The organism is Blastomonas sp. CCH1-A6 (assembly GCF_001556365.1).
GTDB classification, from domain to species: Bacteria; Pseudomonadota; Alphaproteobacteria; order Sphingomonadales; family Sphingomonadaceae; genus Blastomonas; species Blastomonas ursincola.
Genome location: NZ_LSIS01000557.1, coordinates 1 through 1,219, shown reverse-complemented (window position 1 = coordinate 1,219; position 1,219 = coordinate 1). Strand labels below are relative to the sequence as shown.

Sequence of the window (1,219 nt, the reverse complement as noted above, 5' to 3'; positions counted from 1 at the left end):
GTCCACGCTGCTCGACAGCGACGCCTCGAACAAGGCCGCCGACGCCGACACCGCCCTGCAGGAGCTGGGCGCCGACTATGCCGGCATGGCCTACGTCACCGCGACGGTGACGGTATGGGACCGTGATCCCGCCATCGCTGCCGAGAAGCTGCGGCTGGTAGAGAAGGTCATCCAGGGCCGCGACTTCACGTGTCTTCCCGAGGGGATGAACGCCGTAGAAGCGTGGCTCGGTTCGCTCCCCGGCCACACTTACGCCAACGTCCGGCAACCGCCGATCTCCACCATCAATCTCGCCCACCTGATCCCCCTATCAGCGGTTTGGGCGGGGCCGGAACGGGACGATCATTTCGGTGCGCCCCCCTTGCTCTACGGCAAGACCGAAGGCTCGACCCCGTTCCGGTTTTCCCTTCACGTCGGCGATGTCGGCCATACCCTGATCGTCGGGCCGACCGGCGCGGGCAAGTCAGTGCTGCTCGCCCTGATGGCGATGCAGTTCCGGCGCTATGCAGGCGCGCAGGTCTTCGCCTTCGATTTCGGCGGCAGCATCCGCGCCGCCGCGATCGGCATGGGTGGTGACTGGCAGGACTTGGGCGGGATGCTCGCCGACGAAGCCGGCGACGGCGTGCAGCTTCAGCCGCTCGCCCGCATCGACGATCCGGCAGAACGCGCCTGGGCGGCCGAATGGCTGGCGGCGATCCTCGCGTCCGAAGGCGTCGCGGTCGATCCTCAGGCCAAGGAGCATATCTGGTCGGCGCTCGGTTCGCTCGCCAGCGCACCGCCCGCCGAACGCACGCTGACAGGGCTCGCGGTGCTGTTGCAGAGCCAGCAGCTCAAGCAGGCGCTCGCGCCCTATTGTATCGGCGGGCCGTGGGGCCGGCTGCTCGACGCCGAGGCCGAGTGGCTGGGCGAAGCCGACATGCAAGCCTTCGAGACCGAGGGGTTGGTCGGCGCCGGCTCGGCCGCCGCGGTGCTCTCCTACCTGTTCCACCGGATCGAAGCGCGGCTGGACGGCTCGCCGACGCTCATCATCATCGACGAGGGCTGGCTGGTCCTCGACAGCCCGGACTTCGCCGCGCAGCTCCGCGAGTGGCTGAAGACCTTGCGCAAGCGCAATGCCAGCGTCGTCTTCGCGACGCAGAGCCTCGCCGACATCGAGACGTCGAGCATCGCGCCGGCCATCATCGAGAGCTGCCCGACGCGCATCTTCCTGCCGAACGAG

At 68.5% G+C, this 1,219-nt stretch carries 1 protein-coding gene; it reads left to right on the top strand.

Features of this window, described 5'->3' with window-relative positions:
- Positions 1–1,219: TraG/VirB4 family ATPase (locus AX735_RS23975; protein ID WP_446471861.1), on the top strand; the 1,219-nt coding region annotated here is incomplete at both ends.